This window comes from Novosphingopyxis sp. (assembly GCF_965218915.1).
Lineage (GTDB): Bacteria > Pseudomonadota > Alphaproteobacteria > Sphingomonadales > Sphingomonadaceae > Novosphingopyxis.
This window is the reverse complement of record NZ_OZ244708.1, coordinates 1948316-1973168: the sequence shown is the minus strand read 5'-3', so window position 1 is coordinate 1973168 and position 24853 is coordinate 1948316. Positions and strand designations below refer to the sequence as shown.

Below are 24853 nucleotides of genomic sequence, written 5' to 3'. Positions count from 1 at the left end.
GACGATGTACGATCAATATTATGAGCTGACCGGCCGGCCGTTCCAGCTGACCCCCGATCCGCGCTTCTATTTCGAGAGCGCGACGCACCGCAAGGCGCTGAGCTATCTCGGCTATGGGCTGGCGCAGGGCGAGGGCTTCATCGTCATCACCGGCGAGATCGGCGCGGGCAAGACCACGCTGGTGCGCCACCTCATGGAAACGATCGATCCCGGCCGGCTGACCGCGGCGACGATCGTCACCACCCAGCTGGAAGGCAAGGATCTCCTGCACATGGTCGCCGAATGTTTCGGCATTGCTGCAGCGAGCAACGGCAAGAGCGATACGCTGCGTGCGATCGAGCAGTTCCTGCATGAGGAAGCGCGCCAGGGCCGCCGCTGCCTGCTGGTGGTCGACGAGGCGCAGAACCTGCCGACCGAGACGCTCGAAGAGCTGCGCATGCTGTCCAATTTTCAGCTGGGCAATCAGGCGCTGCTGCAGATATTCCTGCTCGGCCAGCCCGAATTTCGCGACCGGCTTCGCGGTGAGCCGGGGCTCGAGCAATTGCGCCAGCGCGTCATCGCGACCCATCATCTGGAGGCCATGCAGCCGGGCGAGATGGAGCCTTATATCACCCACCGGCTGTCCAAGGTCGGCTGGACGGGGCGCCCCGATTTCACCATGGCGGCGATCGAGAAACTGTACGAGGCGAGCGGCGGCGTGCCGCGCAAGCTCAACATGCTGATGACGCGCGTGCTGCTGATGGGCGCGGTCGACAAGGTCGACCGGATCGAGGTCGGCCTGATCGAGGACGTGCTTGCCGATATGAACGGTGACGGCGACCATGTGCGTATGTCCGAGCCTGAAGCTTCAACGCCGGTCCATATCGTGCCGGAGCCTGAACCGATCGGGGAACACGGTGCGCCGGCCGCCGACGAGACGGCGGCCGCTCCGGAAATCGAAGAGCACGAGGCGGCCCTCGCCACGGAAAAGCCCGAGCAAACTTCGAAGGCCGCTGAGCCCGGCCTCGCAGACGAACCGGAAGAGCTCAAGGCGCCGTCGCAGCGGTTTTTCCGGCCGGGGGTCAAGCCGCCGGTGTTCGAGGCGGTGCCCGATGTCGAGCCGGCGCGGAGCATCCTGCCGGAGGATGACGATGAGCGGTTCGAAACGGCTCGCGGCGAGGTCGATCAAGATGCGCCGCGCGGTTCGATCGGCGAGGACCGGTTCGCCGCGCTCGTCGAGCGGGTGGACATGCTGGCCAATCGCGTCGAAGCTCAGGAGGCGACGATCAAGCGCCTGGTCGCCCTGCTGCTCGATTATGTCGAGCGCGAGGATGGCCTGACGCATCGCCGCGCCGCCTGAAGTCTGTTCTTCCTACCGGGAGCCCGGCGTGACCTTGCAAGGCCCAATCACCGAGGGATCGATCCTCAACGGCATGTCGGTCGACATCGAGGACTGGTTCCAGGTCGGCGCGTTCGAAACGGTGATCGACCGCGAGGACTGGGACGGCTTCGATTGCCGGGTCGAGCGCAATGCCGACGCGGTGATCGCGCTGTTCGACCGCACCGGGGTCAAGGCGACGTTTTTCACACTCGGCTGGGTCGCCGAACGCTATCCCGCCTTGATGCGCCGCATCGCCGAAGCAGGGCACGAACTCGCCAGTCACGGCTATGGTCATGAGCGCGTGTTCACGTTGACGCCCAAGACCTTTGCCGACAATATCGATCGCGCCAAGAAGCTGCTCGAGGACGCCGGCGGCGTCGCCGTCACCGGGTATCGCGCGCCGAGCTTCTCGATCGACAAGCGCACCCCCTGGGCGCACGAAATCCTGGCCGAGAAGGGCTATGCCTATTCCTCCAGCGTCGCGCCGGTGCAGAGCGATCATTATGGCTGGCCCGAGGCCGGGCGCTTCGCGTTCCGCCCCGTGGCGGGTGCGGATATGATCGAGCTGCCGGTCACCACCGCCATGTTCCTGGGCAAGCGGCTCGCTGCCGGTGGCGGGGGCTGGTTCCGCATGTTCCCCTACGCCTTCAGCCGCTGGGCGTTCGGGCAGGTCAACGGACGCGACGCGCGCCCCGGCATCTTCTATTTCCACCCATGGGAGATTGACCCCGATCAGCCGCGCGTTGCCGATGCGCCGCTCAAGTCGAAACTGCGGCATTACACCAATCTTTCCGCGATGGAGCCCAAGCTGAAACGCATGCTGCGCGAATTCTATTGGGGCCGCGTCGATACGGTTGCGGCGATCGAGAAGGCACGGCTGCCATGAGCGCGCCGTTCGCCGATCATACGCCGTGCCTGCACCATGTTTCGCTCGACGATGCCGGCGCGATGGCCGATGTCCAAGCGTTCCTGGCAAAGCGCGAGGACAGCACGCCATTTCATCGCCCGGCCTGGCTGAAAGCGGTGCGACAGGGATGCGGTCAGAAGGGCTATTATCTGGTGGCGCGCCGCGTTGCCGGGATTTGCGGGCTGCTGCCGCTAACCGAAATCCGCTCGCCCTTGTTCGGCAAGGCGCTGGTGTCCACGGGCTTTGCGGTCGATGGCGGGATCATTGCCGACGACCACGCGACGCGGCGTTTGCTTACCGATCATGCGATCAGCGATGCGCGCGAGCAGGGATTTCCGACATTCGAACTGCGCGGCGGTACGCAGCCGAGCGGCGAGGGCTGGAGCGTCGACGATACCACCTATTGCGGGTTCACGCGGCCCATCGAGGCGGACGAGGACGCACAGCTGAAAGCCGTGCCGCGCAAGCAGCGCGCCGAAATCCGCAAGGCGCTCGGCGGCGATCTCACCGTGGAAACCGGCAGCGGCCAGCGGGATCGCGATTGGCATTATGCGGTGTATTCGCAAAGCGTGCGCAATCTCGGCACGCCGGTCTTCCCGAAGAAGCTGTTCGCCGCGATGCTCGATGGCTTCGGTGAAGACGCGGACATCCTGACCGTGCTGCACGAAGGCAAGCCCGTCGCGAGCGTGCTGAGCTTTTACCATCAAGGCACCGTACTGCCCTATTGGGGCGGCGGCCTGCATACGGCGCGCGGTCTTCGCGCCAATGAGCTGATGTATTTCGCGCTAATGACCCATGCGCGCTCGCGCGGCTGCGCGACCTTCGATTTCGGCCGCTCCAAGACAGGCACCGGGCCTTACAGCTACAAGAAGAATTGGGGTTTTGAGCCGCAGCCGCTGCGCTACGCCAGCTGGAGCGCCGACGGACAGGCGCGCGACGTCAATCCCAACAGCCCCAAATATCGCATGATGGTCGATCTGTGGCGGAAGCTGCCGCTGCCGGTCGCCAATTTGATCGGGCCGTGGATCGCCAAGGGCCTGGGATGAGCGTCCTGTTCGTCGCCCACCGGATGCCCTGGCCGCCGGATCGCGGCGACAAGATACGCTCCTATCATATGCTGCGCTGGATCGCGGAGCGCGCGCCGGTGCATGTCGCCGCCTTCGTCGATCAGCTGGACGACTGGCAATATCGGGAGGCGCTGGAGGCGGTGACGGTCTCGACCATCCTCGAGCCGCGCATCCGGCCGATGTGGAAGGCGGGGGTGAGGGCGTTGGCCGCGCACCGCCCGGTCTCGCTCGCCGCGTTCGATTCGCCGACCATGCGGCGCAAGATCGACCGGCTGGTGAAGCGCGAAGGGATCGAAACGATCCACATATTTTCCAGCCAGATGGCGCAATATATTCCCAAAAGCTATCGGGGCCGCGTCGTCATGGATTTCGGCGATGTCGATAGCGCCAAGTTCGAACGCTATGGCGTTGAGGGCAGCGGGCCGATGGCATGGATCAACCGGCGTGAGGGACGGCTGCTGGCAGGCTTCGAGGCCAGTGTCGCGGACCGCGCCGATGCCAGCCTGTTCGTCAGCGAGGCCGAGGCGGCGCTGTTTCGCGCACGCAGCGGAGCCGAGCGGGTGCAGGCCGTGGGCAATGGCATCGATTTAGAGCGCTTCGATCCCCAAAATCCCGATATCGCGCCGCTCGAACGCCGCCCGGACGGCCCGCTGATCGTCTTCACCGGACAGATGGATTATCGCCCCAATATCGAGGCGGCGCGGAGTTTCGCGGCAACCGCGATGCCGATCATTCGCGCGGGTTTTCCAGACGCGCATTTCGCCATCGTGGGTCGTGCGCCAACCGCCGAACTGCGCTCGCTGGACAAGGACGGGGTGTTCGTCACCGGCGAGGTGCCCGATACGCGCAGCTGGCTCGCCGCCGCAGATCTCGTCGTCGCGCCGCTTAGGATCGCGCGCGGGGTGCAGAACAAGGTGCTCGAGGCGATGGCGATGGCGCGGCCGGTGCTCGCCAGCGCGGCGGCATTCGAGGGGATCGATGCGGTGGCGGGCGAGCATCTGACGGTCGCCGAGACGCCCGAGCAGGAAGCCCGCATGGCCTGCCAATTGCTCGCCGACCCCATACGCCGCGGAGCGCTGGGCCGGGCCGCGCGCGCGCATGTCGCCGCGCATTACCGCTGGGATGCCCGGCTCGCGCCGCTCGGGCCGATCCTCGGTCTGCCGGATGCACCGGCCATGGCCGCGGCAGAATGACCGCCGTCGCCGCCCCGATCGATCGTGCGCCGGGCGCATGGGCCCGCGCATTGCCGCTGATCGCGGTGGCGGCGCTCATAATTCTCGTCATGTTTTGGCGCGATGCCGCGCAGATTTTCGGCATCTGGTGGAATATCTCGACCTATAATCATTGCCTGCTGCTGGTGCCGATCCTCGGCTGGCTGGTGATGCAGCGCAAAGACGAGCTGGCTGAACTCACGCCCGCCGCCTGGTGGCCCGGGCTGATGTGGAGCGCGCTCGCCGCGCTGTTCTGGCTGATCGGGCAGGCGCTCGACATCAATTTCGCGCGGCATCTGGCGCTGGTGATGATGCTGCAGGGCGCGGTGGTCGCGCTCACCGGCCCGATGGTGGCGCGCGGGCTGGCCTTTCCGTTGTTCTTCTCTTTTTTCCTCGTGCCGTTCGGCGACGAGCTGATCTATCCGCTGCAGATCGTCACCGCCAGGATGAGCATGGCGATGCTCGGCTGGAGCGGCATCCCCGCGCATATCGCCGGTCTGGACATCGCCACGCCCGCCGGGCTGTTCCATGTCGCCGAGGCCTGCTCGGGCGTCAAATTCCTGATCGCGATGCTGGCGCTCGGCGCGCTCGTCGCGAACCTGTGCTTTCGCAGCAGCCGGCGCCGGGCCGCGTTTCTCGCAGCCTGCGTAATCGTGCCGATCGTCGCCAACGGTATCCGCGCCTGGGGCACGATCACCATCGCGCATCATCGCGGGCTCGATTTCGCCGCCGGGTTCGATCATATCTTCTACGGCTGGATTTTCTTCGCGGTGGTGATCGCGGTGGTGCTGGCAGCGGCTTGGCCGTTCTTCGACAAGAACGCCGATGCGCCCGCCTTCGAGCCCTCCTATCTGCAGCGGCCATTCCTTCATGTCGCACGGCCGGTCCCGATGATCGCCGCGTTGATCGGATTGGCCGCGCTGCCGCTCGCCATCGCTGCGATCCTGCTCTAGGGCACTGCCCATGTGCGGCATCGCGGGCATCTTCCACATCGGCACGGCCAAGCCCGTCGATCCCGTTCGGGTCGAGGCGATGACCGACGCCATCGCGCATCGCGGACCCGACGGATCGGGCGTGTGGACCGCGCCCGGCGTGGGGCTCGGCCATCGCCGCCTGTCGATCATCGACATCGCGGGGAGTCCGCAGCCCATGGGCTATGCGGACGGTCGTCTTCAGATCGTGTTCAACGGCGAAATCTACAATTTCAGGGCGTTGCGGGCGGAACTTGAGACCAGGGGCCATGTCTTTCGCACCGATGGCGATACCGAGGTCATCCTGGCCGGCTATGCGCAATGGGGTGTGGATTGCCTGGAACGCCTGCACGGTATGTTCGCCTTCGCGCTGTATGATCAGGCCGAGCGCACGCTGTTCCTCGCGCGCGACCGGCTCGGCGTCAAACCGCTCTTCTATACCGCGCTGTCCGATGGATCGGTAGCGTTCGCGTCCGAGCTGAAAGCGCTGCTGGTCCATCCGCTGCTGCGCCGCGTGCCGGACGAGCGCGCGGTCGAGGATTATCTCGCCTTCGGCTATGTTCCCGACGATCGCTCGATCGTGCATGGCGTGCGCAAGCTGGCGGCGGGCCATCACCTGACGCTGCGCAGCGCTGGCGGATTGGCACAACCCAGCCGCTGGTGGGACGTCGATTTCACGCAGCGATCCAAGGCAAATGCGGGCGAGCTGGAAGAGGAGCTGCTCGCCATCATGCGCGAGGCGGTGGTGAGCCGGATGGTCGCCGACGTACCGCTCGGCGCGTTCCTTTCGGGCGGCGTCGACAGCAGCAGTGTGGTCGCGCTGATGGCCGAGGCTTCGCGGCGCGCGGTCACCACCTGCTCGATCGGGTTCGACGAGACGGGACTGGACGAGAGCGATTACGCGAGTGCCATCGCCGATCGCTTCGCGACAGACCATCATGCGCGCGTCGTCGGTGCGGACCAGTTCGATCGGATCGACCGGCTCGCCGATATCTATGACGAGCCTTTTGCCGATGCCTCCGCCTTGCCGACGCTCAGCGTATGCGAACTGGCGCGCGAGCATGTCACCGTCGCGCTGTCCGGCGACGGAGCGGACGAGGCGCTGGCGGGCTATCGGCGGCAGGTTTTTCATGCGGCGGAGGAGCGGGTGCGCGGCTCGCTCCCTGCAAGGCTGCGGGGCACGCTGTTGGGCGGACTCGGCGCGATCTACCCGAAGGCCGACTGGGCGCCGCGCCCGTTGCGTGCCAAAACCACCTTGCTCTCGCTGGCCCGCAGTGGAGAGGAGGGCTATGCCGATGCGCTGAGCGTTACCGGTCCCGACACGCGGCAAGCGCTCTATTCGGACAGCATGCGCGGCACACTCGGCGATTACCGGGCCGAGAAACGGCTGATCCGGCTGATGCGCGACGCGCCGGCGCGTTCGGGGCTCGACCGGGCGCAATATGCCGATCTGAAATTCTGGCTGCCCGGCGACATCCTGACCAAGACCGACCGGGCGAGCATGGCGGTGGGGCTGGAGGCGCGCGAGCCGCTGCTCGACCACCGCTTGATCGAATTCGCCGCGCGGCTGCCCGATAATATGCGCGTGCGGCGCGGGCAGGGCAAATGGTTGATGAAAAGCGCGATGGAGCGCTATTTGCCAGAAGATATTCTCTACCGCTCCAAAATGGGTTTCGTCACGCCGATCAGCGCCTGGTTTCGCGGACCGCTGGCGGGCGAGGCGCGGGCGATGGGCACGCGCTCTGCGTTGGCGCGCACCGACTGGTTCGACGGCGAGGCGCTGGAGCGGATCGCGGAGGAGCATATCGCCGGGCGGCGCGATCATGGCCGGCTGATCTGGCAGATGCTGATGCTCGACAAATCGGTCGAGCGATTGTTCGGGGGGTGATCCGGCACGAATATGCCTACGGTATTGGGGTCAGGATAGCTCGCCCCCACGAAATACAGTCCATCGGGCGGCGCATTGAATCCCAGCGCATGCCGGTCGGCCTCGTCCAGCGCCGCCTTCAAGTCGCGGGCGCTCCATTTGCCTGTCCCCACCAGTTTGAGGCAACCCACCATCGAGCGTACCTGATGGTGCAAAAAGGACCGCGCCTCGGCCCGCACCGAGATGCGGTCACCCTCCCGCGACACCTCCAGCAGATCGAGCGTCTTGACCGGGCTGGCGGACTGGCAATGCGCCGAGCGGAAGGTCGTGAAGTCGTGCCGCCCCACGAGGATCTGCGCGGCCCGCTGCATCGCATCCGCGTCGAGCGGAGGCCCGACGCGCCACGCCAGCCCGGCCTCGAACGTCAGGAACGGGCGGCGGTTGAGGATGTGGTAGATATAGGACCGGCTGGTACAGCTGAACCGCGCATGCCAGTCGTCCGTCACTTCCATGCAATCTAGAAGGGCCACCGGGTCGGGCCGCAGCTTGGCGTTGATCCCTTCCAGCAGCCGGAAACAGGGCAGCGCGGTGTCGATATCGGCATGCGCGCGCATCGCCAGCGCGTGGACCCCCGCGTCGGTGCGGCCCGCCGCGTGGACCGTCACCGTCTGACCGGTGATCGCGTGGATCGCGCGTTCCATCGCGGCCTGCACGCTCGGGTCGCCCTGCTGGCGCTGCCAGCCGACGAACGGGCGGCCGTCATATTCGATGGTGAAGGCGAAGCGGGGCATGGCTTAGCCGAGCAGCGTGCCGGAGGAGATCGCATTGCCGCGCAGGAAATCGTCCAGTGCCATCGCAGGCTTGCCAGCGCGCTGGATCAATGTGGGGCGGATCGCGCCCGAACCGCATGCGATGGTCAGTCCTTCGTCGAGCACCTCGCCCGCTGCACCCTCCCGATCCACGATCCGCGCCGCGTGCACCCGGTAGCGCTCGCCGCCATTTTCGAAGAAGGCGCCGGGTGCGGGGTTGAAGGCGCGCACCTGCCGCTCCACCGCGTTCGCCGCCGCCTTGAAATCGAGCCGCGCCTCGGCCTTGTCGATCTTGCCGGCATAGGTCGCGCCATGCTCGGGCTGCTTTTCGCGCGGGAAATCGCGCGGGCTTGCCAACACCTCTGCCATCAGCGCCGCGCCGCGTACCGCCAGCTCGTCGGCGATCTCGCCCGCCGTCCGGTCCGCGATCGGGGTGGCGGCCATCGCCAGCATCGGGCCGGTGTCGAGCCCGGCGTCCATCTGCATGATGGTGACGCCGGTTTCCGCATCGCCCGCCAGGATCGCGCGCTGCACCGGTGCCGCGCCGCGCCAGCGCGGGAGCAGCGATCCATGGACGTTGAGGCAGCCGAGCCGCGGCGCATCGAGGATCGCCTGCGGCAGGATCAGGCCGTAAGCGGCGACCACCGCGACGTCCAGCTCGAGCCGCGCGAACCAGGCATGCTCGTCCGCGTTCTTGAGCGAGACCGGCGTGCGCACCTCCAGGCCGAGTTCCTCGGCGCGCGCATGGACCGGCGTGGGCGTCAGCTTCCTGCCCCGCCCGGCGCGGCGCGGCGGCTGCGAATAGACCGTCGCAATGTCGTGCCCCGCCTCGTGCAACGCGTTCAGCGTCGGCACGGCGAAGTCCGGCGTTCCCATGAAAGCTAGGCGCAAAGGTCATACTCCGGGTCAAAAGGTCCGTTCGCCCTGAGCTTGTCGAAAGGCTGTTCTTATTCTTCGCGAGCCGGCGAAAAGGGAAGGACAATGCTTCGACAGGCTCAGCACGAACGGGATATGGGTTGAAGCTTTCCAACCGCGCTTCGCTCTCCTACCTTCCCGCGCATGGCATCTCAAGAAATCGAAGCGCTGACGCAGGCCTTGGCGCGCTTGCCGGGGCTGGGGCCGCGTTCGGCCCGGCGCGCGGTGCTGCATCTGATGAAGAAGCGCGAAGGCGCGTTGCTGCCGCTGCTCGCCGCGCTCAGGACGGTGAGCGAGACGCTGACCACCTGTTCGGTCTGCGGCAATGTCGACACGCTGGACCCCTGCGCGATCTGCATCGACCCGCGCCGCGACCCGACCTCGCTGTGCGTGGTCGAGGAGGTGGCCGACCTGTGGGCGCTCGACCGCGCGCGGCTGTTTCCGGGCAAATATCATGTGCTCGGCGGGCGATTGAGCGCGCTCGAGGGCGTGCGGCCGGAGGACCTCACGATCGACAAGCTGGTCGCGCGGGTGAGCCAAGGCGGGATCGACGAGGTGGTGCTGGCGATGAACGCCACGCTGGAAGGGCAGACCACCGCGCATTTCATCGCCGAACGGCTGGAGGAACAGCCGGTGCGGCTGACCCAGCTGGCGCACGGCGTGCCGGTCGGTGGAGAGCTGGATTATCTCGACGAGGGCACGTTGGCGCAGGCGCTGAGGGCCAGACGCCCGATCGGCTGAGCGACTCGCGAAAGGTGACAGGGGTGACGGCACTGGGGGCAAGAAATTCCGGTGAAGCGTTGTGTGTGAGCGGTGAACGGTTGAGGGGGTGGTGCATAGCCATGCCGTGTCATAGACCATTGCCACCCTTGTAGGACAGCTACCTGTCACCAACACGGAATGCTTCAACGGGTTTGGAACGCCCGTGCTTGACCCTCGCACTCGCCGATCATATCTTCTCGTGCATGGCTATCCGACCGATCCTCGAAGTGCCGGATCCCCGGCTCAAGACCGTTTCCACACCGGTGACCGAGTTCGACGGCGAACTGCGCACGCTGGTCGACGACATGTTCGAGACGATGTACGCCGCGCCGGGCATCGGCCTCGCCGCGATCCAGGTGGGCGTGCCCAAGCGCGTGCTGGTGATCGACCTGCAGGAGCCGGATGAAGATGCCGAGCCCGAGGCCTGCGACCATGGCGGGCACGTGCACACGCACCAGCCGGTAAAGCGCGATCCGCGCATATTCATCAATCCCGAAATTCTCGATCCGTCCGAGGATTATAGCGTGTACCAGGAAGGCTGCCTGTCAGTCCCCGAGCAATATGCCGAAGTCGAGCGCCCAGCGACGATCCGCGCGCGTTGGCAGGATTTGGACGGCAAAGTTCACGAGGAAGAGATGGACGGCCTGTGGGCGACCTGCCTCCAGCACGAGATGGATCATCTCGAGGGTATTCTATTCATCGACCATCTGTCGCGCCTGAAGCGTCAGATGGTGCTGAAGAAGCTGGGCAAGCTGCGCAAGGAAGCGGCGTAGGTTCCTGCCTCTCCGCTTGGGAGAGGCGGCGAGACTTGCGAGCTTGCTCGCTAGTCGCAGCGGTGAGGGTGACTATGTCGTCCTAACGCCGTCACCCTCATCCAACTCCGCCCCGGATTAAATCCGGGGCTTCGTCTCCTTTTCCCGTGGGGAGAAGGAGAAGCGTTCAGCCGTCCTTTTTCATGAATTCCAGCGCCTTTTTGCAATCGGCGATTGTCTCGCGGCACATCGTCGCGCAGCGCCTGCAGTGGGCGTTGTCGTGCTTCTCGCATTCCTCGGCGCAAACCTCGCAAGCCTGGATGCACAGTTCGAACATGCTCATGATCAGCTGGACGTTGCCGGCCGTGCGGCGGCTGGCGGTGCGGTAGGTGGCGGTGCAGATGTCCGAACAGTCCGAGCAGCTGCGGATGCACTGCGCCATGTCGCCGTCCTCGGCGCTGTCGGCATCGGCGCAGCTGTTGCAGATTGCCGCGCAGAACAGGGCGTGGCGGACGGCCCGACCCAACGCCGGATCTTCATCGCCATTAACTTGCGGATGGTCGGCGATCATTTCTGCGATGGACATGAGGGTCTTCTCCTGATGGGTTTCGGGAGATCAAGCGGGCGGGCGCACACTTCGTTCCACCCGCCTTCATCAATTGAAGGCAGGCATAGCGATTGCAAACCGCCGCCTCCGTTCGTCATGCCAGCGAAAGCTGGCACCTCGGGCGTACTCGCTATCCCGCCCGAGACCCAGCCTTCGCTGGGGTGACGAACGATATTTTTTAATTTGAGCAGGATAGCCACCAACCACGTTCAAGACGCTGGATTTTCAATCGATACAATCGCCAAGTTGAACCGCTAAATGCTCAGAACCCCCGGGGCGCCTGATCAATCGTCACGAAACTGCCATCCCGTATCTCCTGCACCTCCAGGTTGCGCTCGTTGAGTCCGTTCGAAAGAATGCGGAAAGACCCGTCGATGCCGATGAAGCCTTGGGGGTCGGTCAATCGCTGGACCGGGAAGGGCGTGCCCACGCGCCAGTCCTTGGCGATATTGGCGACCAGCAGCACCGCGTCGTATCCCAGGCTGGACAGACGGAAGGGCATCCGGCCGAAGCGCGTCCGGTATTTGTCGGCATATTGGCGGTAGAGATCGTCCGAGACGCTGGCGAAGATCGCCCCGCGCATCGGGATCGATCCGGCCAGCGCGCTCTCGGTGTTCCACAGCTCGGTGCCGAGAAACTGTGCGGTTCCCGCGCCGTTGCGGCGCAGCAGCGGCGCGGCGGCCATCGCGGCGCGGCCGGTATCGGCGATCAGCACCGCGTCATACGGTCCGGCCTGGCCAAGCGCCTTGGTTGCGGCATCGACCGACTGGCTGGTGCGGTCGTAAGGCTGAATGCCGACGAGCGTGCCCCCGGCGGCACGCACCGCCTGGGTGAGCGCGCCGGTGGCGCGCTGGCCGTAGACATTTTGCGGCACGAGACCCGCGATGCGCTTCTGTCCGTGCGCGACGGCATAGCGCACCACGCGTTCGACCGATTGGCTGGGCAGATGGCCGAGCACGAACACGTTCTGGCCCGCGACGCCCGAATCGTTGGAAAAGCTGAGGATCGGAATATTGCGCTGCCGGGCCACCCCGGCGACGGTCACGACATTGTCGCCCAGCAGCGGGCCGAGGATCAGGCTGTTGCCGTCCGCCACCGCCCGCTGCGCCGCGGCGCGCGGATCGCCGGCGGTATCGTATGTGGTCATACGGATGTTCGAAGCGTTGATGTCGAGCAGCGCCAGCGTGGTGGCGTTGGCGATCGACTGGCCGATGTCGGCATTCTCGCCGCTGGTAGGCAGCAGCAGCGCGATCTTGTGGCGGCTGTCGTCGGCGGAGACGACGTTTTCGGGCGGCGCGGGCCGCGACACCGGCGGCGGCGCCTCGGTGCGCGGGGGCGGGCGCCGCCCGCCGCTGGGAAGCAGGGTTTCGCAGCCGGTCAGAAACAGGAGGCCGGCAGCCGTAGCGCAGCGCTTCAGCCACACCGTCTTGCGACGCTTTTTTGCGCCGGGATCGAACCCGGCTTGCCGCGCCGCAACTGCTTCTGTCATGACGTACCCTCATGCAAATGGATTTTCCTCCCGGCCTCTATATCGTGGCCACGCCGATCGGCAACCTGGGAGATGTGAGCGCACGTGCGGCCGCGATCCTGGCGGCGGCGGATATCGTGGCGGTGGAGGACAGCCGGGTGACGGCCAAGCTGCTGCGCCATCTGGGGCTGCACAAGAAGATGCGCGCCTATCACGATCATAGCGGCGAGCGAGATAGGGGCGAGTTGCTGGCGGCGGCGGGGCAGGGCGTGGTGGCGCTGGTCAGCGATGCGGGGACGCCGCTGATCTCCGATCCGGGCTACAAGCTGGTGCGCGCCGCACACGCGGCGGGGGTACTGGTGACCAGCGCGCCGGGGCCGAGCGCCGCGATCATGGCGCTGTCGATCAGCGGCCTGCCGACCGACCGCTTCCTGTTCGCCGGTTTTCTGCCGACGAAGGACAAGGCCAAGGCCGACATGCTCGCCGAGCTCAGCGATTTGCGCGCCACGCTAATATTTTACGAGAGCGGGCCGCGTCTCGGCCGCACGCTCGGCGTCATGGCCAAGTTGCTCGGCGAGGCGCGCGAGGGCGCGGTGGCGCGCGAGTTGACCAAGCGTCATGAAGAGGTGGCGACGGGAACGCTGGCTGGTCTAGCCGAACGCTATGCCGAGGGCGCGCCCAAGGGCGAGATCGTGCTGCTGGTGGGTCCGCCACTGGAGACCGCCGACGCGGCCAGCGAGGAGCAGGTCGAGGCGGCGCTGCTCGAGGCACTCGATCGACTGCCGACATCGAAGGCGGCGGGTGAGGTGGCGCGGCGCTTCGGGCGCGACCGCAAGGCGCTCTACGCGCTGGCAACCGAACTGAAGGCGCGGTCATGACGCGGCGCCTCGCCGCCGAAAAGCGCGGGCGGCGGGCGGAGACGATCGCGGCCTGGTGGCTGCGGCTCCACGGCTGGCGTATCCTCGGTCAGCGCGTGCGCAATCCGCGCGGCGAAATCGACATCGTGGCGCGGCGTGGGCGTACCGTGGCGTTCGTCGAGGTCAAGGCGCGCGCGAGCGTCGAAGCGGCCGAGAATGCGCTCGACGATTACCGCTTCCGGCGCATCGCCGCGGCGGCCGAGGCGATGATCCCGCAATATTGCGGGGAACGCTTCGACGCGCGGTTCGATATCATCCTGCTTGCGCCGGGCCGGTTGCCGCGCCACCTGACCAATGTCTGGCACGGGCGTTGATAAGGAATTTCATTCGTCTGATCTCCTGCATAGGCAGGAGCCCATCAGGCATCGTCACCAGATGGGCTCCTGCCTTCGCAGGAGCGCAGCGAAGGAAAACATGATGAAAGCGGCCATCCAGATGGATTCGCTCGAGAGCATCAACATCGCGGGCGATTCGAGCTTCGCGATCCTGCTGGCGGGGCAGGAGCGGGGCTACGAGCAGTTCTATTACGACGTGCGCGATCTGACCTGGTGCGACGGACGGCTGACCACGCGCGCTTTCCCGGTCACGGTGCAGCGGGTCGAAGGAGACCATTACATTCTCGGCGACGCCGTGACGCTCGATCTCGGCAGCGATATCGACGTCGTGCTGATGCGGCAGGATCCGCCGTTCGACACGGGGTATCTCACCGGTACCTGGTTGCTGGAAAGGATCGCGGCCGAGACGCTGGTCGTGAACGACCCCAAGGCAGTGCGCGACGCACCCGAGAAGGTTTATGTGCTCGACTATCGCCGCTTCATGCCGACGACGCTGATTACTCGGCGGCTCGATGAAATCCGCGCGTTTCACGAACAGCATGGCAGCATCGTGATCAAGCCACTGCACGGCAACGGCGGCAAGGCGGTGTTCCGTATCGGCGAGGCCGGCGATAATCTTTCGGCGTTGGTCGAGCTGTTCAACCTGACCTGGAAGGAGCCGCATATGGTGCAGCCCTTCCTTGCCGATATCGCAAAGGGCGACAAGCGCATCGTACTGATCGACGGCGAATTCGCCGGCGCGATCAACCGCAAGCCGGGCGCGGGTGAGTTCCGGTCGAATCTGGCGCAAGGCGGCTATGCCGAAGCGGCCGAATTGACCGAAACCGAGCGCGAAATCTGCGACGCCATGGGTCCGGAACTCAGGCGCCTTGGCTTGGTCTTCGTCGGAATCGACGTGATCGGCGGCCAATGGCTGACCGAGATCAACGTCACGTCCCCGACCGGGATCGTCGCGATCGACAAGTTCAACGGCACCGACAGCGCGGGCTTAATTTGGGACGCGATCGAACGGCGTCTGGCGGAGCACAAATCGTCATGAGCCAGTGGATCGTCGGCCTGATTGCGAACGGCGGCTATTGGGGCATTGCGCTGCTCATGTTCCTGGAAAATGTGTTCCCGCCGATCCCGTCCGAGGTGATCATGGGGCTGGCGGGCATCCAGGTCGGGCAGGGCAGGATGAATTTCGAGTTGGTCATCCTATTCGGGACGATCGGCTCCACCCTTGGCAATTATTTCTGGTATCTGCTGGGTCGTGTCTATGGATTTCAGCGTCTCGAAAAATTCGTCAATCGCTGGGGCCGCTGGCTGACGGTCGATTGGGAGGATGTCTGCAAGATCAACGCGCTGTTCAAGCGCCATGGCGGCAAGATCGTGTTCGTCTTCCGCTTTTTTCCCGCCTTTCGCACCATTGTTTCGCTGCCTGCCGGCCTGTTCCGCATGGGGCAGGTCCGCTTCCTGGCCGTAACCTTCGCCGGCGCGGCGATCTGGAACGTCATCCTGACCGGCGCCGGCTATTATCTGGGCAGGAATTTCAGCCGCATCGACGATTATGTGGGGCCGATCTCGACGGCGACGATCGTCGCCATTCTGCTATTCTACATCTACCGCGTGATAACCTGGAAACCGCGCGAGCGGCGCTGATCCGGGGAGAATTCACAGAAATTCCCGCAACTCGGCGATGAACCGGTCGAACTGGTCGTGATGCACCCAGTGGCCGGCCTCGGCGTAGTTCGATACCGTGGCATTCGCGAAGTGCGCGATGCGGCCGTCCTCGGCGGGATTGGACGCCCAGCTGTCCTCGCCATAGATCAGCAGGGTGGGGCAGGCGATGTGTCGCCATAACGCCTCGATGTCTTCATAGGGCAGGTCGATCGGCGGCCAGAGGTGGACATAGGGATCGAACTTCCAGCTGTAGCTGCCGTCCTCGTTGCGCATCACCGCGTGCAGCGTCAAATGGCGGCCCTGCTGGGGCGAGAGATAGCCGTTCGCCTCCATCATCCGGTCGAACGCCATGTCGAAGCTGTCATAGCGCTTGGGCAACCGCGCCGCGGCGGCGCGCTTGTCGTGGATCCATCCGCACACGCGTTCGTCAAACGGCGTTTTCAACTGCTTCTTCTGCATCTCCGGCGAGGGTCCGAGCCCTTCGATCGCGACCAGGCGGCGCACCTTGTCGGGATAGAGGCCGGTGTAGCGCAGCGCGATATTGCCGCCCAGCGAATGTGCGGCGATGGTGACCGGCGCCAGGCCGAGCTGATGAACCAGCTGCGCCAGATCGTAGACGTAGCCGGTGATCGGATAGTCGCCGGGCCTGTTCCACTCGCTGTCGCCATGGCCGCGCAGGTCCGGGCAGATCACGTGCCAGTCATGGCGCAGCTGCTGCGCGGTCCAGTCCCAGCTGCGGGCATGGTCGCGTCCGCCGTGGAGCAGGATCAGCGGGGGCGCCCCGGCATTGCCCCAATCGGCATAGTGCAGCCTTGTGCGCTGCGAGATCAGGCTTTGCGAGGTGGGTCCGATGAATTCCATGAGATTCCCTGGCGGTGGACATGGCGACCTATCAGCAGCATTTGCCCGATGGCAAGCCGCGTGGGAACGGTAATAGGTCTCGATTCAAGCGAGCATGCCGGCGCTTCGCATGGAAAAGTTTGTGGATCCGACAATGATATGATCGATCAAGCGTATGTCCAGGCAGGCAGCAGCCCGCTGGAGATGTTTCGTAACGCGGATGTCTGCGCTGCTTGGAGTAGCATCCTGCGAGGGATGATTGTGCGTAAGAATCAGCGCCGACGCATCCAGTTCGAGAGCGCGGCGGACGAGTTCTCTCGGAAATATTGCCGACTCGTCCACCGTGCCTTCGGAAATCAATTCGTCGACGATGAGTCGCCCGGCCTTGTCGAGGAACAACGCCCGAACCTGCTCCCTGCCCAGATGAGCCAGGCGGCTGCGCAAATATGAGTCGAGCCGGTCGCGGTTTGCCATGACGGGGCGCAGAACAATGGCGTTCGATTGCGCGCATAGCTGCGCCGCGCGGGCGGCCGCGATGCGCTCGGCGGCTGCGGCTGGAATGTCCCTGATCAAAACTTCCGCACTGGCATCGAGTACCGCAGCGAGCGAACCATGCCTGGCAATGAGACGCGCCGCATCCGCTTTTGCGGCATCGGTCGACCCTGCAAGCAGGCGTGCTAGGGCATGTCGGCTCGCCGTAGTCGCTGATGATTCCAAGTGCCGAGCGCCAGCGAGAGCATCGCCGGATAGGCCCAGAATCCCTGGCTCAGCGAATAGGCCAGCGAGGCGAAGTTCGGCATCGCCGCCACGGCCAGATGGGTCATGACCCCGACGAGGCAGAAACCGGCGAACCACATCGGCCAATGTCTGTCGCTGCGAAGGGCCAGCCACGTTGCCAGCGCAAATGTGATCAGATCCACCGCGAACATGTTCCAGTGAACGGCTCTCCATTCCAGTGGGCGATACCATATGATCCCCGAGACGATGCTCGCGGCAACGGTTAGCAGGCTGCCCAACCGTTCCGGCCGGCCACCTGCGAAAAATGCGTAAAGGCAACATGGCACCAAAACGACATTGTAGAGGATTTGAAGTACCACGGGACCGACCGAACCATTTGGGGTGGGCCCAGTCAATCCCGTGGCCTCCCCCCTCAGGCGGCGTCCGATACCACCTGAAGTCCTTGACTGGCGATTGTGAAAGTCTTGTTTCCCTCTCCGCCAAAATTCATTCTTGCCAGTCCGATATCGCCCTGCGTCGCGAGCAGACCTTCATGCGCGGCGACCATCTCGCGGCGCGCGGCGGCAATATGATGCATGCTGGTTGCGGCACGCGAAAAGGCTTCTTGGCCGACGGTCGCCGACAAATTGGCGGCGAGGCGTGCTTCCGGCAGTGCCGAGTTGAGCTGGGCCACGCGGGCAAAGGCCTCGTCGATCGCGGCTTCGGCGGCATGCAGTTTCTCGGCCACGTCGCGGGCGGCCGCAATCCTCTGATTCCTCATAATACTTCTCCCCACCGGCACGCCGGAATGGCGCACTGTCGGTCAAGCGCCGTTCAGTCGAACAGCGTGGAGAGAGCGCTGAGGCCACCCATGAGCCCGCCGAAGATGACTACGCTTCCGACCGCGATCGCTACGATCCAGCCGAGGCGCTGCAATCCGGTTAGCCCGTTGCGCTCCCCCCGATAGGCCGGCACCGGGAAATAAGAGGAGCGCTGCGTCCAGTCGGCTGCGAACGCATTGTCGCGAAGCCGGGTTGTGCTGCCCTCGTCATTCCTGACGCCATCGGGTGATGGAGATGCTTGTGGAGGAAAACCGGGCGCTTGGGGAACATCCGGGGTCTGATATACCAATGTTCGGACTTCAGGACCGCCTGAATCGGCCGTTTCCTCGCCGGCCTGATAGATTCGCGCGGCGTCGAACCGGTCGGTTGCATCGAGCTTCGCAATGGCGCGTTTGAGCCGCGCATCGACGGTATGCGAGGATATGCCGAGATCGCGCGCGATAGCTTTCGAACTTTTCAGCTCGGCCACGCCGCGCAAGCAGACGATTTCCTTTTCGCTCAATCGGACGGTCATGATCCCGATTTTACCGTTCCTTATGCCCTAGTCGAGGGTGTTGTTAGCGTTTTCCCGCAGTCTGACCGTGAGATAGTGAAGCGCCAGCGCTTCTTCGCCGCCATCGATACGCGTTTCCATAAGGTCGGCGATTTCACGAAGAAGCGCGGGAATATCGCTAGGCCTGGTGTGGCGCTCGGCGACGATGTGCATGGCTTGGATCAGCAAATTGCTGACCAAATCGAGCAAATCGAAGGGATCGGCGCGATCGTCGGCGAAGGGTAAGGGGGCGGCGGCATCGTTCAGTTTCATCGCTTTGCGGTAGATAGCGATGCCAGCTGGCGCCATCGGACTTTGATCCGAATCGGATCGGGCCGGGGGGTTGGTAGGATTGTTTGATCAGGCGAGCGGAGGCAACAGACCGATCAAAAGCGCCGCCAGACCGATCGCCGTGCCGAACGGAATGCGCTGCTGCGCTAACGGGATCGTCCGGCTGCGCGCGAGCGCCAAGGCAAGGCCGACGCCACTTGCAAGCAGCAACAGAAACGGCAGCGCTTGCCAACCGAGCCATAATCCGGCCGCGCCGAGCAATTTCGGATCGCCTTGTCCCAAGCCGTCAAATCCTCGCAGCCGTCGGTAACCCCCGGCGATGCTGGCAAGTACCGCCCATCCGGCCGCGCCGCCGATCAGCCTGTCGACTGGCGTCAGACCGCCCAAATATCCGCCCGCGAGCAGTCCGGCCAGAGCGAGCGGCAGCACCAGCGGATCGGGCAACCACAGATGGCGGTTGTCGAGCCAGATCAGCGGGATCAGCAACCACGCCATCAGTGCCCATGCCGCGGCCGGGACTGGCGCAAGCAGCAGGAACGGCGCCGCGCCCGCCAGCAGCGCGGCGAATTCGATGCTGCCATGTGCGGGATCGATCGGCGTTCTGCAGCTGCGGCAGCGGCCGCCGGAAGCCAGCGCGGACAGCAGTGGTACGAGGTCCGGCGCGCTCAATGCGCGTCCGCACGCATCGCAATGCGATCGGCCCGCCGTGACGCTGCGGCCGGCGGGCCAGCGCAGGCAGAGCGTTGCGATAAAGCTGCCGAGGATCGCGCCGAGCAGGCCGAAGACGATCGGCCAGAACCAAGTCGGCATCGCTTGAAATTCGGCCGTAAGCGCTTGGGTCCAGCCGATCAGAAGCGGTTCTCGCCTTCGAGCACGAAGCCGTCGCCGGTCTGAGTCAGTCCCGCCGCGGCGAGCGCGCCCGCCACGCTCGACCTATCCCCGGCGAGTTTCAGCCGCGTGGTGTAGCTGCCGTCGCCCGCAATGCGAATGTCGAGCGTTTCCAGCCCGGTCTGGCTCGCGAGCGGAACGAGCAGCGCAGCGCTTTCGCAGCGCAAGGTGCCGACCATTCCGCCGGGCAATTCCAGGCCGGGCAGCACCGAGTTCACCGTCGCGCGCACCGTGCCCTCGGCGTGGATACAGCGATTGCCGACGAAGCTGATTGCGACATTTTGCAGGGTGAACTCGCCCAGCGGCAGCGATCCGAACAGGCTGCTTGCAGGCACGGTGAGATTGGCGTCGCTCACGCCGAAGCGGCCGAGCCCGCTGAACAGTTCGGCATCGACCGCTGGGCGGCCGATCGACGCGTCGCGGTCCAGATGGAAGCGCAATTGTCCGATGAACAGGGGGAGGGGTCTCAGCCCGGCGCCCACGCTGCCGAGCGATGTCTCGCCGACCGTGAGATCGTTGATATAGCCGCTCCACACGAGCCCGCCCGCCTCGCGCGCGCCGATTCCCCGCGCGCCCAGATTGGCCCAGCCCAAGGCGGCGCGCAGCGGCAGGAAGATCAGCAATAGCAACAGGAACAGGATCAGCGCCGCCAGCACCAGTCGCGGACGCTTTGGCGCGCGCAGACGCTGGAGCGGACGGATCATGCCGGCCTCCGCAAGGTCGCGGCGATACTGAGCGTTCCGGCATTGTTGGGGGCGGGATCGACGGTGAGATTTTCGACCGACAATCCGCGCGCCTCTAGACCGCCGAGCCATCCGAACAGGGCTTCGGGCGTGGCCGATGCGATGCGAATGGCGACCTGGCCCTCGCCAGCGGGATCGGCCGCATCGAGCGTGAACCCGGCCGCTTCGGCGCTCTGCCGGACGAAATCGACCAGCGGCCCGGTCGGCGGGCGGCCACGTGAATCCGCGCCGCCGTCCAGCGCGTCCACCTTGGCTTCGATTCGCCCGTGCCGGATCACCGCCTCGTCATAACCGTCGCGCGCATCGCCGACCCCGTTGATCAGCGGAATCGCAATGAGGAACACCACGATCAGAACGGCCGCGATCGCGGCGGCGGCGGCGAGCAGAACCTGCTCGCGCCGGGTGCGTCCGAGATACCAGTCGCGGCCGCGGTGAAGGGCGGGGCGAATCATGGGGCGCGCACCGTGATGTCGATCACCGTCTCGCCCTGCGCGCCCTCATGCGGCGCCTGCGTCAGCACATAGCCGAGATTGGCCTGCAGCGGCACCAGCACCTGGTTGAGCTGTTCGGCCTGCGGCGAGGCGAGCGTGGCGCTGAGCGTGCCGTCCGGGGCATAGGCGATGCGCCGCACGGTGACGTCGGGTACGCTGCGCACCGTCTGGAAAAGAGCTGCGGTGGCCGCCCCGAAACTGGCGCCGCCACCGCTGGCGATCAGCCGCCGATCGAGTTCGCGTTCGGCGCCGTCGAGATCGGGCGCTCCCGGCACGACGGTGCGGGCGGCGGCGAGCGCGCGGGCATTCTCCTGGCTTTCGCCGATGCTGTATTTGGCGAGCGTTACCAGCGCGATCAGCAAGGTAGCGAGGATCGCCAGGGCCAAGGTGGCCGCGATCAACTGCCATTCGCGCTTGCCAAAGGTCTGGATGCGGCGGCGCTTGGCGAAGCGGCCCTGGCGAAGGTTGAGCGGGGGATCGGCAAAACCGATCTCGAGCGCTGCGTCGGTTTCCTGATCGTTCAGGACGAGCGGCTTTATCTCGCCGGCGATCGCCGCGACCAGTTTTGGCTCGGCGGGCATGATCGCGCGGTCGGAACGCAGGAATCGTTCGCCGCCGATCTCCGCCTCGATCCAGCCTTCGTGATCCGGCGCGACCAGTAGGCCGAGCGGGGTCACATATTCGGGATCGATGCCGAGCGCCTGCAGATGCGCCAGCCCGCCGGAGAGTGCCGCCGGGGCTATCGTCGCGGCCAACACATGGCCGTCCCCGTCCTCTAACGCGCGCGTTGCGGCATGGTTATGCTCCGTTCCGCCGATCCCGCGCCGCGCCGCTTCGATTCGGGCCGCGCCCTCTGCCTGCCGGGGCCTGAGATCGGGAAAGCTGAGCCAGGAGACATAGGTAAGCTCGGTCGGCACCAGCGCCATGATCCGTTCCGACGGGCTGGCCGAGGGCAGGCCGGCGGCATCGCGCACGTCCTCGTCCTGTCCGCGCCGGGTGATGACGCCGTCGTCGACGCGCCACCAGTGCAGCGCTTCGTCCGGCCCAAGCGGAAGGGTGACGATCAGGCCGTCCGTTCCGCTCATGCATCCTCCCCCCAATCGCGCCACAACACCCGCACGGGTGCCTGCCGCGCATCGATCAACGCCCGCTCCCTTACCTCGCTATTGCCCAGGGAAATCATCGCGTCGAGCGTAAACCACTCGGTTTTGAGCTTGGTCTGGGTCGTCGCCTCGTCGCGCGGCTTGAGATCCTTTAGCACCGGATCGCCCCAGAAAGTAATCAGGCTGCCCCATCCGGTCTCCGGTCGCCTGGCCAGATAGGCGGCGGCGGCCCGCGTGTCGAGATTTGCTTGCGGGATCAGCATGGCGAGCAGCGGCGCCTGCTCGGGCAGCAGTGTGTTGACGTTGATCGGCGAGAGTTCGGCGACCGGCAGCGCGCAGACCCATGGGCGCAGCTTATCCCAATATTCCGGGCTCACCCCGTTGACCGCGCGCAGCTCGCTGGGGCTGGCCATCAAATGGTTGGGCGGGGTGTAGGGGGTCTCCAGCCCCCGATAATAGCCGTCCTCCGCGCCGCCGGGGATTGGCGCCTGATCGCTGTCGATCCAGTCGGCGGCGGATGCGGCAATGACATAGGCCGCGTCGCGATCGATTCCGATCTGGCCCATCAGCGTGATGAACTGCTGCAGCGCGAACGGGGCGGAGACCAGCCGACCGGTGCGGTCTTCCTTTACGAGGCTGTTGAGGTTGAAGCAATTGCCGCCATCGCCGACGCGCGCCATCGCGGTGCCGCCGGGGATCGGCAATTGCCGCTCGGTATTCATCCAGCCGCCAACCAGCGTGGTCTGCGCGGGATCGGCCGCGACGAGATCCTCGATCCGCGCGGTGGCGATCTGTTCGGCCGCCAGCGCAAAGGCGCGGGCCTGGGTGATCGAACCGGCATTGGCCGCCAGCCGGGTGGACAATTGCAGCCGGTCGAGCGCGGTCGCGGCGATCACCGCCATCACCGCCACCAGCAGCAGCACCGTGAGCAGCGCCACGCCGTTTTCCCGCGGCCGGAACCAAGGCGCGCTCATCGGAAGAAATCCGCGGGATTTTCAGGCGTATAGTCCAGTTGGTGCCGGTTGGGATCGGCACGTCCCTGCGGCCCGACCATCAGGCTGAGACGAAATTCGGCGAGACCTTCTGGCTGAATGAGCAGTTCGACCGCGCGGGGAATTTCCGCCGGATCGGTGGGCGTCCAGTCCTCGCGCCAGCTGCCGTCATAGGCGCGGTAGCGTATCTTTACGGTTTTCACGCCGCGCATCAGGGTTGCCGGTACGCCCGCCTTCGATCCGTCGAGCATCGGCCAGCCGTTGCGGCGAAGTTCTCCGTTTTCCAAGCTATAGGCGACGCGCTGGAGCGAGGAACGCGGCGTCTGATCGTAATTGCTCCATCCGGCGCGGGTAAACGCGAACAGCTCGCCCGGGACTGCTGTGCCGCCCGCGTCAAAGGCGGGCAGGGGGTCGCCGATATCGTTGCGCGACATGCGCGGCATCGCCTGCAGCAGATCGGCGGAGAGCGCGCCACTGGTGCGGTTGACGATCCCCAGCTGATCGAGCCGACCCGCGAGTACTTCCTGCCCGGTGGTGCTGGTCCTGAGCAAGGTCAGCCCGGCGGCCGAGAGGAGCGCGAAAATGAACAGCGCCACGAGCAGTTCGATCAGCGTGAAGCCATTCGCGCGGTCGCCGCAGGACAGGCCGGAGCGTCTCACAGCTGGAGCGGCCGTACGACGGTCAGGATATAAGGTGCGCCACCGTCCGGGCTGGCGACGCCGATGTCGATGCGCAGGATCCGCGCATCGTCGGTATTCTTGGTTTCGGTCCGCCACGCCCAGGGCACGCCGCCGTTCGTCTGCACGCCCTGTTCGGTGCCGAGCGCGGGCGGCGCGGGATCTGTGAGGATGTCGGTGGCGATATTCTGCGCCACGATCCGCGCCATGGTGACGCGTTCGACGTCGCCGGCGGTGCGGATGGTATAGGCCTGCAGGCGAATGAGCGCGAGCGCGGCCAGCGAGAAGACGGCGAGCGCGACCATCATCTCGAGCAGGGTGAAGCCGCGTTCGGAAGAATTTCCGGCGAGCGCGCTCCTGCGAAGGCAGGAGCCCAGCAGGGACGCTTTCGGCGGAGCGACATGGGGGGACGAGCTGGAACGACCCGCCAGATTGCGCCCAATTCGGTTGAACCAGCGGAGATGGCGCCTGCTGGGGTCCTGCCTTCGCAGGAGCGCGGGAAGGCGATTGCGAATCCTAAGTCCCACCGACGCTGACCTCTCCGGCGGCGTCGACCCGCACGACCGTCTGCCGGTCGCCGCGCACCAGCGTCACGTCCAGCGGGCCGCTCGGCAGGCCGGTGCTGTCGAAGCTGATGCGCGCCTGGCCGTCGCTTTCGCCCGTTACCGCCTGCGTGCCGATATTCCAGTTCTCGCTGCGCATCGCGCGGTCGGTGATCGGCTGCCACGCGCCGCCCACGCGCTGCTCGAAGCCATAGCCCGACGGCGCGACCCACACCGCCATACCCCGCGATTGCAGGATCGCCTCGTCGCGGATCGCGGCGAGCCGCGCGGCGAACTTGCTCGAATCGTCCGAGATTGCGGTCTCGTCGCCTGGCAGGTTCATCACCACCGCCGCGGCGGCAAGGCCGATGATGAAGATCACCACCATCAGCTCGATCAGCGTAAAGCCGCGTTCGGAAGTTTTGCCGACGAACGCGCCCCTGCGAAGGCAGGGGCCCGGCAGCCGCCCTTTCCTGATGGACCCCTGCCTCCGCAGGGGAACAAGGGGTTTCGTCACGAACATTTCATTCACCGATCATGACCTTATGCGACGGCATTAACAGTACCGAGCCGTCGCTCGTCTAC

Annotated in this window: 30 protein-coding genes; 12 read left to right on the top strand and 18 right to left on the bottom strand. The window is 65.6% G+C overall.

What is annotated here, in order from left to right:
* The first annotated feature begins 4 nt into the window (after window positions 1–4).
* From ACOQPC_RS09120 to ACOQPC_RS09095, 6 genes are all read left to right on the top strand, one after another.
* Entirely contained in the window at window positions 5–1339 is a 1335-nt protein-coding gene (locus ACOQPC_RS09120) for an XrtA/PEP-CTERM system-associated ATPase (RefSeq protein ID WP_420605431.1), read from the top strand.
* Window positions 1340–1412: 73 nt separating this feature from the next.
* On the top strand, window positions 1413–2246 hold the full coding sequence (locus tag ACOQPC_RS09115; RefSeq protein ID WP_420608108.1) for an XrtA system polysaccharide deacetylase: 834 nt from the start codon (window positions 1413–1415) through the stop codon (window positions 2244–2246).
* A complete protein-coding gene (locus ACOQPC_RS09110) occupies window positions 2243–3313 on the top strand; it encodes a FemAB family XrtA/PEP-CTERM system-associated protein (RefSeq protein WP_420605430.1) in 1071 nt (356 codons plus the stop codon). Before ACOQPC_RS09115 ends, ACOQPC_RS09110 begins: the two co-directional genes overlap by 4 nt.
* Window positions 3310–4527 carry a TIGR03087 family PEP-CTERM/XrtA system glycosyltransferase gene (locus tag ACOQPC_RS09105; RefSeq protein WP_420605429.1) on the top strand — a complete coding sequence of 406 codons (1218 nt, stop codon included), beginning with the start codon at window positions 3310–3312 and terminating at the stop codon, window positions 4525–4527. The genes ACOQPC_RS09110 and ACOQPC_RS09105 overlap by 4 nt, the downstream gene beginning before the upstream one ends.
* A complete protein-coding gene (gene xrtA, locus ACOQPC_RS09100) occupies window positions 4524–5498 on the top strand; it encodes an exosortase A (RefSeq protein WP_420605428.1) in 975 nt (324 codons plus the stop codon). Before ACOQPC_RS09105 ends, xrtA begins: the two co-directional genes overlap by 4 nt.
* Before the next feature lie 10 nt (window positions 5499–5508).
* Complete coding sequence (locus ACOQPC_RS09095; protein ID WP_420605427.1) at window positions 5509–7404, top strand: XrtA/PEP-CTERM system amidotransferase; 1896 nt, start codon at window positions 5509–5511, stop codon at window positions 7402–7404.
* Here the strand turns inward: ACOQPC_RS09095 and truA are convergent.
* Both truA and fmt read right to left on the bottom strand, forming a co-directional pair.
* Entirely contained in the window at window positions 7338–8174 is an 837-nt protein-coding gene (gene truA, locus ACOQPC_RS09090) for a tRNA pseudouridine(38-40) synthase TruA (RefSeq protein WP_420605426.1), read from the bottom strand. The genes ACOQPC_RS09095 and truA overlap by 67 nt on opposite strands.
* 3 nt (window positions 8175–8177) lie before the next feature.
* Window positions 8178–9083, bottom strand: a complete 906-nt coding sequence (gene fmt, locus ACOQPC_RS09085; RefSeq protein ID WP_420605425.1) for a methionyl-tRNA formyltransferase — start codon at window positions 9081–9083, stop codon at window positions 8178–8180.
* 168 nt (window positions 9084–9251) lie between these two features.
* On the opposite strand from fmt, the gene recR reads away from it, so the two are divergent.
* Entirely contained in the window at window positions 9252–9848 is a 597-nt protein-coding gene (gene recR, locus ACOQPC_RS09080) for a recombination mediator RecR (protein ID WP_420605424.1), read from the top strand.
* Window positions 9849–10072: 224 nt separating this feature from the next.
* The gene (def, locus tag ACOQPC_RS09075; protein WP_420608107.1) at window positions 10073–10642 is read left to right on the top strand and encodes a peptide deformylase; all 570 of its coding nucleotides are present in this window, start codon (window positions 10073–10075) and stop codon (window positions 10640–10642) included.
* Between the two features lie 166 nt (window positions 10643–10808).
* On the opposite strand, the gene ACOQPC_RS09070 is transcribed toward def, so the two are convergent.
* On the bottom strand, window positions 10809–11207 hold the full coding sequence (locus ACOQPC_RS09070) for a four-helix bundle copper-binding protein (protein ID WP_420605423.1): 399 nt from the start codon (window positions 11205–11207) through the stop codon (window positions 10809–10811).
* Between the two features lie 283 nt (window positions 11208–11490).
* Window positions 11491–12717, bottom strand: a complete 1227-nt coding sequence (locus tag ACOQPC_RS09065; RefSeq protein WP_420605422.1) for a penicillin-binding protein activator — start codon at window positions 12715–12717, stop codon at window positions 11491–11493.
* An 11-nt stretch (window positions 12718–12728) separates the two neighbouring features.
* On the opposite strand from ACOQPC_RS09065, the gene rsmI reads away from it, so the two are divergent.
* From rsmI to ACOQPC_RS09045, 4 genes are all read left to right on the top strand, one after another.
* On the top strand, window positions 12729–13574 hold the full coding sequence (gene rsmI / locus ACOQPC_RS09060; protein ID WP_420605421.1) for a 16S rRNA (cytidine(1402)-2'-O)-methyltransferase: 846 nt from the start codon (window positions 12729–12731) through the stop codon (window positions 13572–13574).
* Window positions 13571–13927, top strand: coding sequence for a YraN family protein (locus ACOQPC_RS09055; protein ID WP_420605420.1), 357 nt, complete (start codon window positions 13571–13573; stop codon window positions 13925–13927). The genes rsmI and ACOQPC_RS09055 overlap by 4 nt, the downstream gene beginning before the upstream one ends.
* 103 nt (window positions 13928–14030) lie before the next feature.
* Window positions 14031–14987, top strand: coding sequence for a glutathione synthase (gshB, locus tag ACOQPC_RS09050; RefSeq protein WP_420608106.1), 957 nt, complete (start codon window positions 14031–14033; stop codon window positions 14985–14987).
* Window positions 14984–15589 carry a DedA family protein gene (locus ACOQPC_RS09045; protein ID WP_420605419.1) on the top strand — a complete coding sequence of 202 codons (606 nt, stop codon included), beginning with the start codon at window positions 14984–14986 and terminating at the stop codon, window positions 15587–15589. The genes gshB and ACOQPC_RS09045 overlap by 4 nt, the downstream gene beginning before the upstream one ends.
* A 12-nt stretch (window positions 15590–15601) precedes the next feature.
* On the opposite strand, the gene ACOQPC_RS09040 is transcribed toward ACOQPC_RS09045, so the two are convergent.
* From ACOQPC_RS09040 to ACOQPC_RS08975, 14 genes are all read right to left on the bottom strand, one after another.
* Entirely contained in the window at window positions 15602–16471 is an 870-nt protein-coding gene (locus ACOQPC_RS09040; protein WP_420605418.1) for an alpha/beta fold hydrolase, read from the bottom strand.
* An 84-nt stretch (window positions 16472–16555) separates the two neighbouring features.
* Window positions 16556–17167, bottom strand: a complete 612-nt coding sequence (locus tag ACOQPC_RS09035; RefSeq protein WP_420605417.1) for a JAB domain-containing protein — start codon at window positions 17165–17167, stop codon at window positions 16556–16558.
* On the bottom strand, window positions 17128–17379 hold the full coding sequence (locus ACOQPC_RS09030) for a hypothetical protein (protein ID WP_420605416.1): 252 nt from the start codon (window positions 17377–17379) through the stop codon (window positions 17128–17130). Before ACOQPC_RS09030 ends, ACOQPC_RS09035 begins: the two co-directional genes overlap by 40 nt.
* 221 nt (window positions 17380–17600) lie before the next feature.
* Window positions 17601–17948 (bottom strand): hypothetical protein, encoded by a 348-nt coding sequence (locus ACOQPC_RS09025; RefSeq protein ID WP_420605415.1) that lies wholly within the window; start codon window positions 17946–17948, stop codon window positions 17601–17603.
* Window positions 17949–18001: 53 nt separating this feature from the next.
* Entirely contained in the window at window positions 18002–18523 is a 522-nt protein-coding gene (locus ACOQPC_RS09020; protein WP_420605414.1) for a helix-turn-helix domain-containing protein, read from the bottom strand.
* 27 nt (window positions 18524–18550) lie between these two features.
* The gene (locus tag ACOQPC_RS09015; protein WP_420605413.1) at window positions 18551–18850 is read right to left on the bottom strand and encodes a hypothetical protein; all 300 of its coding nucleotides are present in this window, start codon (window positions 18848–18850) and stop codon (window positions 18551–18553) included.
* 51 nt (window positions 18851–18901) lie between these two features.
* Window positions 18902–19642, bottom strand: coding sequence for a prepilin peptidase (locus ACOQPC_RS09010; protein ID WP_420605412.1), 741 nt, complete (start codon window positions 19640–19642; stop codon window positions 18902–18904).
* Window positions 19643–19680: 38 nt separating this feature from the next.
* The gene (gene gspN / locus ACOQPC_RS09005) at window positions 19681–20424 is read right to left on the bottom strand and encodes a type II secretion system protein N (protein ID WP_420605411.1); all 744 of its coding nucleotides are present in this window, start codon (window positions 20422–20424) and stop codon (window positions 19681–19683) included.
* Window positions 20421–20915 (bottom strand): type II secretion system protein GspM, encoded by a 495-nt coding sequence (gspM, locus tag ACOQPC_RS09000; RefSeq protein WP_420605410.1) that lies wholly within the window; start codon window positions 20913–20915, stop codon window positions 20421–20423. The genes gspN and gspM overlap by 4 nt, the downstream gene beginning before the upstream one ends.
* Window positions 20912–22039: a type II secretion system protein GspL gene (gspL, locus tag ACOQPC_RS08995; protein ID WP_420605409.1), complete on the bottom strand. Its 1128-nt coding sequence runs from the start codon at window positions 22037–22039 to the stop codon at window positions 20912–20914. The genes gspM and gspL overlap by 4 nt, the downstream gene beginning before the upstream one ends.
* Window positions 22036–23031 carry a type II secretion system minor pseudopilin GspK gene (gspK, locus tag ACOQPC_RS08990; protein ID WP_420605408.1) on the bottom strand — a complete coding sequence of 332 codons (996 nt, stop codon included), beginning with the start codon at window positions 23029–23031 and terminating at the stop codon, window positions 22036–22038. Before gspK ends, gspL begins: the two co-directional genes overlap by 4 nt.
* Window positions 23028–23708, bottom strand: a complete 681-nt coding sequence (gene gspJ, locus ACOQPC_RS08985) for a type II secretion system minor pseudopilin GspJ (protein ID WP_420605407.1) — start codon at window positions 23706–23708, stop codon at window positions 23028–23030. The genes gspK and gspJ overlap by 4 nt, the downstream gene beginning before the upstream one ends.
* Window positions 23705–24253, bottom strand: coding sequence for a type II secretion system minor pseudopilin GspI (gspI, locus tag ACOQPC_RS08980; RefSeq protein ID WP_420605406.1), 549 nt, complete (start codon window positions 24251–24253; stop codon window positions 23705–23707). Before gspI ends, gspJ begins: the two co-directional genes overlap by 4 nt.
* Window positions 24243–24785, bottom strand: coding sequence for a GspH/FimT family pseudopilin (locus ACOQPC_RS08975; RefSeq protein ID WP_420605405.1), 543 nt, complete (start codon window positions 24783–24785; stop codon window positions 24243–24245). The genes gspI and ACOQPC_RS08975 overlap by 11 nt, the downstream gene beginning before the upstream one ends.
* Between the last annotated feature and the right edge of the window lie 68 nt (window positions 24786–24853).